A 5,312-nucleotide genomic window follows, 5' to 3' on the forward strand; every position below is an offset into this window, starting at 1 on the left:
TGTCGATATAATTCTACGGCCTTTCTTTTGTACTCATAACTGTATCGCATTAAAATACCCTCCTTACTGGTTTGTCCAGTAAAGAGGGCACATATCACCGGCGGGTCTTCTGCAAAAAGGACATAGCCGGCAGCGCCGGCGCAGTCTGTAAAAGTGGGAAATATGACTTATGTGAGGATTTTCTTTCCTGTTTAATTTAGTGTCTGCCAAGCGTCCAGACGTTTTTCGGGGTGCGGTAGAGGCGTTTGAACGCCGATTCGCCTGCGCCGAGTGCGCGTCTTACATCTTCCGGATGACCGTATAAACGTTTTAATGCTTCTCTCTTCATAATCAATACCTTCTTTCGGTTTTCGGGGGCTGACCCGAAAACAATGTTTTTTGTTGATGCTTAGAGTATAGAGCGATTCGCCCGCGCGTACCTTGATTTCAATCAAGTTATTAAAAAAAATTATGAATTTTTAAAAAAATTGAACGCAAAAAGCCAAATACTTTAATAAAAACAGTCCAAACACTTTAATAAAAATGAGCCAAATGCTATACTAGAAATAGTCCAAATACTTTAATGGAGCGTAAAAATGAAAAAATATATGCCGAGAACGGCGGATGGTATCTTAAAAAACAGGCTCGCATCCAAAGGCGCTGTTTTGATAGAAGGTCCGAAATGGTGCGGCAAAACGACAACAGGTAAACAATTTGCCAAAAGTGTACTTGAGATGGATCGTCCGGATCAAACGCGGCAATATCAAGAGATGGCGGCGATCAATCCATTGCTGTTATTAAAAGGAGAGGTGCCGCGTCTGATTGACGAGTGGCAGCTCGCGCCAAATCTTTGGAATGCGGTTCGATATGAAGTGGATCAACGCTATGATTTCGGCCAATTTATTTTAACAGGATCGGCCGTGCCGGCGGAGTTGGATGCATCCGCCCATACGGGAACAGGACGCATCGCGAGGCTGAAAATGCGTCCGATGAGCTTGTACGAATCCGGCGACTCCAACGGACAGGTTTCGTTAAAAGACTTATTTGATGGAAAAGATATTGCAGGCATGGACGATCATACCATTGAAGATATTGCCTTTGAAATTTGCCGAGGCGGATGGCCGAGAGCGATTGGCGAAAGCGAGCAGGTCGCATTAAGGCAGGCCATTGATTATGTCGACGCCGTGGTTTCGGACGATATCCGCCGCGTCGATGGGACCGCGCGCGATGCGGAGCGGACGAAACGGCTGCTGCGCTCATATGCCAGAAATATTGCGTCACAGGCGTCGCTTGAGGCCATTCGTCAAGATGTGATTGCGAATGATACAGAAGAAAGCTTTAGTGCGACGACGCTGTATGACTATATTAACGCATTAAAAAAGATTTTTGTTATTGAAGATGCTCCAGCATGGAATCCAAATTTGCGCTCAAAAACAGCTATTCGTTCAAAGGATACACGTTATTTCGTCGATCCGTCCATTGCTGCGGCGGCACTCGGACTTGGCCCGAATGATCTCATCAATGATTTAAACACGATGGGGTTGATCTTTGAAAATCTGTGCATTCGGGATTTGCGTGTTTACGCAGACGCGTTGGACGGCAGTATTTATCACTACCGCGACAAAACAAATCTCGAATGTGATGCGGTCATACATCTGCGAGGCGGCGCCTATGGCTTGATTGAGGTGAAGCTCGGCGGGGATCCGTTTATAGAAGAAGGGGCGAAAAACCTCATCGCCTTGGCGAAAAAAATTGATACGACGAAAATGAAAGCACCCGCATTTCTCATGGTTTTATGCGGCGTAGCCCCCTTTGCGTACAAACGGCGAGACGGCGTGTGTGTCGTGCCGGTCTCCTGCTTAAAACCATAATCGGCGTCACCCCATCTGAATATACTTCACGTAATCCGGGATGGACATCAGCGGCGCGTCTAGGGCTTCGTGGACCGCAGGTGAGACCGTCTGCCCGGCGGCCATTTCCGCGCCGGCGATTTCGACGGCGGTGAGCCACTCGGCGACTTTTTCCTGAACGGCTGGGTCTTGCGATTTGAGAAGCCGGCCGCAGTTGCGGTAAACTTCGAGGGACGGATTGCAGCAGGCCATGGCCGCGCGCAGCACATCGAAATTCTTTTCCCCGGGGAAGCCGCAGTTGGCGAGCACGACGAATTTCTGGGTCTTCGCCTCGGCATCTTCGAGATCAAAATGCCCGTGGGCCTCCTGAATTTTCGGCGCTTTGAGCGGCGTCAGGCGGTCGACGAAATTCTTCAAATACGCCGTCATGTTCCAGGTGTAGACCGGGGTGCCGAAGCAGACGATATCGGACGTGTTGTAAAGATCGAGCAGCGCCGCCATGTCATCGTGTTGGACACAGCGCCCGGGTGTTTTGAACCAGCAGGCGAAGCAGCCCCGGCAGTGGCCGATTTTTTCGTCTCTCAAATAAATCGTTTGGGTGTTGACGCCGGCAGACGCCGCGCCCTTCAAAAAGGCGTCGGCAATGGCCTGGGTTGCGCTGTTCGGCCCGGCCGGGCTGCCGTTAAATACAGTAACTTTCATATTTTTCTCCTATTTGTTTTAATTCGTTTTTCTAATTCTTTTTATATTTTCTGCGAAAAAAGGCCGTGATGGTTGCAATACCAGAACACCACACCGTGCCCGCGGGAGAAGAACCGCGCCTCGGCGGGGCCTTCCGGGTAGAGGCGGACGAACTCGAACCGGCCGCCGTTGAGGAAGGCGATGAAGGTGAGGTGGTGATCCTTGGTCATCGGGTGGTCGACGGAGACGTGAAGCTCGTCTTCGATTTTTTCGCAGACTGCGGTGTGGGCCGCGTCCGCCGCCTCCGCCTCCAGAGGCGGCAGCGTGATCCCGCAGCAGGAAATCATCGCCGAGCCGGTGGCGTACAGCACATTCCCGCAGACCGGGCAGACGTAGAGGTGGGAGCGCAGCAGATTGCCCGCGCGGTTGGTGTTGACGATGGCCTCGCCGGAGAGCAGCTCCGGCACGGAGACGCCGAGCACCTGAGCCAGCGGCTCGATCAGCGAGATATCGGGAAAGCCCTTGCCGGTTTCCCATTTGGAGATGGTCTTGTCGCTGACGGCGAGTTTTTCGGCCAGCTGAGCTTGGGTCAGGTTCTGTTTTTCGCGGAGCCTTTTGATTGTGGCCCCGGTGACGTAATTGTTCATAGGGTGTCCTCCTGTTTGATGAGTTGAGGATAGCACGGTTTCGGCGCGCCGGCAACCTACGGAGCGTAGAATGGCGGCCTATTGGTCGCGAAATTACACCGACGTGGTACAAGGCGTGGTCTTCGCGTGGGTCACCCTTTGGCTGGTCTTTCGCGGGGCTGATGTCAAAACCAAATGGCAGAAGGGGCTGCTGGCCTTCCTGGTCTCCTACAACACGGCGCAGATGCTGTCGGGGTTATTGTACACGGCGATCGTCAGCCAGTGCCAGGTGACAGGCACCCTTTTGGATTTCCTGATCGCGACGGGGTGTCTGCTGCTGCCGGTTTTCTTCCTGATGGGCCTGTACCGGGAAATCGTCGGCGTTCAGGGGCCGGCTCCGGCGTTTATCTACACGCTGTTTTTCAACGCCAACTGTATGGCGATGCTCATCGCCATGACGTCGCTGCAGCGCATGCTGATCACGGTGGCCCTCAGCATGGCGCTGGTCTTCTGTTTCAAAAAAGAAATCCGCTATATTCTTTTTGAAAAATCAATGCTGCGGATGGACCGGCGCTTCCACGGGACGGCCATCGCCTTTATGATTCTGATCGGAGTCGAGGCGGAACTGCCGCGCATCGCCTTAAACGGCGGCGCGGACACCATTGGCAATCAGCTGGCGTATGCCCTTGCGATTGCGGGGGCGCTTCTCGTGATTCTCTTCGTCATTTTCATGAAGTTCAATTTTTTCGCCATCATGAAATACGAAAATTACATCCGGGAGCACGATGACGACACGGTGACCGGCGCCAGAAGTTTGAGCTATCTGCTGGAGCACGGCGGCGCCATGATCCGCCGCGCTCAGGCGGGCGGGCCGGCGTTAGCCGTGTTTTATTCCGATATCGCCAACTTCCGGGATGTGAACATTCTCCACGGCTACGACGCCGGGACAGCCATTTTGCGCCAAACCGCGGCGTACTTGACGGCGGCTTTCCCAAACGGGATCGTCGCGCGGATCTCCGGCACCCATTTTGCCGGTATCGTGCCCTGCGATCAGGCCGCGGAACGCTTTGACCAGGTCGCAAGGCAGGTTGAGGCCCTCAGCCTGGATGAAACCCTGACGTTTAATGTGGGGCTCTGCCCGGCGGCCGATCTCGATGAGGTGATGGACAAAACTCACTACAGCCAGCTGACCACGCTCATCGATTTGGCCGCGGTCGCCGACCGTCACTTGGCCGGCACCCGGACGGCGGTTAAGTTTTACGACGACGCCATGCGCAAAAATGAAGCGATTCGGCTCCACGTTCTCTCAAACGTCGACCGGGCGGTCAAGGATGGCTGGCTGCAGGTCTATTACCAGCCTCTCGTCGACGTGCAGACCAAAACCGCGGCCAGCTGCGAGGCCCTGTCGCGCTGGATCGACCCCCAATACGGCTTCCTCACGCCCGACCAATTTGTCGAGCCCCTGGAAACCGTCCGGATGATTTACAAGGTCGATCTCAACGTGCTGCGCCAATATGGCAGACAGCTTAAGGAATGGCAGGCGGCCGGACGGCCGGTGCTGCCCATCAGCTTCAATATTTCCCGGACCGATCTCGAGGCCGACATCGATTTGTTCTCAGAAATCGAGACCATCATCGGGGAAGAACAGATCCCGAAAAGGCTGGTCCATGTGGAAATTACCGAGACTGCGCTCAACGGCGATTCGGCCGTTATGCGGCGGGCCATCCGCCGGTTTCACGACATGGGGCTGGAGGTCTGGATGGACGACTTCGGTTCCGGGTACTCTTCTCTCAACGTCCTGAAGGATTATCAATTTGACGTCATCAAAATCGATATGGCCTTCATGCGCAAATTCGACGTGCGTTCCAAGACCATTGTGCGCGCCGTCTGCCGGATGGCCGCCGATCTGGGCATCCGGACCGTGGCCGAGGGCGTCGAAACCGCCGAACACTATGCCTTCCTCAAAGAAATCGGCTGTACCTACGCCCAGGGCTACCTGTTCAGCAAACCCGTCCCGCCCGATCAGATTCCGGAGCAGGGGTTTGAGTTTTGAACGCACTGCTATTTTGTAAATGACAGACAAAAAGGCATCGCAACCGTATGAAAATACGGAGGCGATGCCTCAGACTGTAGACAAACGAGGCTCTGAGAAAATACTCAGAGCCTCGTTTGATTT

The 5,312-nt window shown here is 53.9% G+C and carries 5 protein-coding genes; 2 read left to right on the forward strand and 3 right to left on the reverse strand.

Annotated features, from left to right (window positions below):
* Positions 1-196 precede the first annotated feature (196 nt).
* Positions 197-328 (reverse strand): hypothetical protein, encoded by a 132-nt coding sequence (locus tag QZX60_RS09240; protein WP_268892597.1) that lies wholly within the window; start codon positions 326-328, stop codon positions 197-199.
* 247 nt (positions 329-575) lie between these two features.
* Between QZX60_RS09240 and QZX60_RS09245 the strand changes: the two genes are divergently transcribed.
* Entirely contained in the window at positions 576-1,850 is a 1,275-nt protein-coding gene (locus QZX60_RS09245; RefSeq protein ID WP_295364099.1) for an ATP-binding protein, read from the forward strand.
* 6 nt (positions 1,851-1,856) lie between these two features.
* Here QZX60_RS09245 and QZX60_RS09250 read toward each other — a convergent pair whose 3' ends face one another.
* Complete coding sequence (locus QZX60_RS09250; RefSeq protein ID WP_295364103.1) at positions 1,857-2,531, reverse strand: flavodoxin family protein; 675 nt, start codon at positions 2,529-2,531, stop codon at positions 1,857-1,859.
* 41 nt (positions 2,532-2,572) lie between these two features.
* Complete coding sequence (locus QZX60_RS09255; RefSeq protein WP_295364106.1) at positions 2,573-3,157, reverse strand: helix-turn-helix domain-containing protein; 585 nt, start codon at positions 3,155-3,157, stop codon at positions 2,573-2,575.
* Between the two features lie 70 nt (positions 3,158-3,227).
* Here QZX60_RS09255 and QZX60_RS09260 point away from each other — a divergent pair, with 70 nt between their 5' ends.
* Complete coding sequence (locus QZX60_RS09260) at positions 3,228-5,189, forward strand: GGDEF domain-containing phosphodiesterase (protein ID WP_295364109.1); 1,962 nt, start codon at positions 3,228-3,230, stop codon at positions 5,187-5,189.
* Positions 5,190-5,312 lie beyond the last annotated feature (123 nt).

The sequence above is a fragment of the uncultured Pseudoramibacter sp. genome, assembly GCF_903789625.1.
In the GTDB taxonomy this organism is placed as follows: Bacteria; Bacillota; Clostridia; order Eubacteriales; family Eubacteriaceae; genus Pseudoramibacter; species Pseudoramibacter fermentans.

Excerpts from the sequence above, each read along its gene's own strand:
- QZX60_RS09260 (WP_295364109.1), top strand. The coding sequence starts at position 3,228 with ATGGCGGCCTATTGGTCGCGAAATTACACCGACGTGGTACAAGGCGTG.
- QZX60_RS09250 (WP_295364103.1), bottom strand. The coding sequence starts at position 2,531 with ATGAAAGTTACTGTATTTAACGGCAGCCCGGCCGGGCCGAACAGCGCA.
- QZX60_RS09240 (WP_268892597.1), bottom strand. The coding sequence starts at position 328 with ATGAAGAGAGAAGCATTAAAACGTTTATACGGTCATCCGGAAGATGTA.
- QZX60_RS09245 (WP_295364099.1), top strand. The coding sequence starts at position 576 with ATGAAAAAATATATGCCGAGAACGGCGGATGGTATCTTAAAAAACAGG.
- QZX60_RS09255 (WP_295364106.1), bottom strand. The coding sequence starts at position 3,157 with ATGAACAATTACGTCACCGGGGCCACAATCAAAAGGCTCCGCGAAAAA.